Genomic DNA, 1,599 nt, shown 5'->3' on the forward strand with positions numbered 1-1,599 from the left:
AGGTTTGATCCAGTTCCAGTTTCCCCATTTCGGCTCGAATCTGGGTTAGCACCAAGTTCTGCATGGCGGAGCGCAGGTCTTCAACCTTATAGTAAGCTTTCTCCATATCCATGATCCGCCAGTAAACTACAGCGTCAACGGTAATGGAAACATTGTCGGAGGTGATACAAGGCTGAGGTGGCACATCAAGGACTTTTTCCCGAATGGTTTGCTGGTAAACCACTCGCTCAATCACGGGAATGACAAAGTTGAGCCCAGGTTCGAGTTTTTTGCCACTATATTTTCCTAATCGTTCCACTAAGGCTTGGTTTCCTTGATTAATAATCTTGACGGAACCGAGAAGACTTGAACCGCCCAAAGCCAAAAAGACAAGCAAAAACCACTGTGACACGCTCTTTCCTCCCTTTCGGGTAGTGTTTTACAAATTTGTTGTTAGAAGAGGAGCGGATGGGTGGGGGAGGGCAGAAAACTGATTTAGTCTGATTCTCAAGTGCTTGAAGCTGACTTTATGACCCTCTGTCCAACCTGACTGTTCCACGTATCTTTTGTCAAAAAATACTGGACCCGGTGAGCAGGGAGACTCCCAAAAACTAGTAACTAGGGGGACTAATAGATCTAACGTTGACTCTATTACTCCATCACCCTATTAACCCATCACTATCCCCTGAAGCTGGCAGAGCACCCATGGTAGATCAGCTTCAGTCGTGCAATAGGTGATGAGGCACAACAATCAGGGTAGTGCCTTCCCTGCGCACTACGTAGACTTTTTGGTTGGATGCGATCGCATCTGCATAGTCTTCACAACGGGCACGCCATGAGTTGCCTTCATAGAGTACCCGTCCAGTTCCCCCCGGCAGAATTTCTGTCAAGGTTTGAGCTTCCATCGCATCCAAATTTTTGCCCACTCTAGCAGGGGGCATCAGGCGACGGGATAAAAAGACTGAAGCAGTGGAAAGCAGCAACCATAACCCCACTTGTAGGGTATAAGATATGGGCAAAATCGAGATCAAAAATGCTACCACCAAAGCACTGATGCCCATTATGAAAGCAACAAATGCTGTTGGCACAAACAGCTCGACTAAGCACAGCATTGACCCGGCAATTAGCCAAAGCATCGAGGAACTTACCATCGGCTCATAATATACAGGGTATCGGGTAAGTAGTTGCGGGTAACTCTAATTTATTTTGTCTGAGGTCAGACAAAGATCGCTCGTTGCTGAGTTATGTTAATTTTCTTGAATCTACTAGACAAATTTGAGAGAAAATGTTTAAAAGCTCAAACAACCCCTCTTGTGACATACTCCTACACTTAACTCGCAGAGTCAGTGTAGGCTTCTTGCCAACTCCACCCAACGGGAACGGATACAAGGCCGTAGGCCACGCGGGGCGCGTTCGGCAAGCTTTATTGACGACACGAGATGCCCCTACGCATGAAGTTACCGTAAGGATAGGGTCGCCTTAATCAAAAAGTTTTAACCATGCATCTGCATAGCCTGCTGACCACAAAGGCGACCCTATCCTAAGATTTCGTCTCCTAGCCGGAACAATACAAACAAAAAAGTTCTATTTTTAGTTAGTAGGTGGCGGTTAGCTCTTAAT

The 1,599-nt window shown here is 46.4% G+C and carries 2 protein-coding genes; both read right to left on the bottom strand.

Annotated elements, in window-relative coordinates; genetic code table 11:
• Positions 1–391 (bottom strand): paraslipin (locus F6K49_RS47420; RefSeq protein WP_293109483.1); only part of this gene is annotated, 391 nt, incomplete at its 3' end.
• Between the two features lie 307 nt (positions 392–698).
• Positions 699–1,130 carry an NfeD family protein gene (locus F6K49_RS47425; protein WP_075900172.1) on the bottom strand — a complete coding sequence of 144 codons (432 nt, stop codon included), beginning with the start codon at positions 1,128–1,130 and terminating at the stop codon, positions 699–701.
• Positions 1,131–1,599 lie beyond the last annotated feature (469 nt).

Source organism: Moorena sp. SIO3I6 (assembly GCF_010672095.1).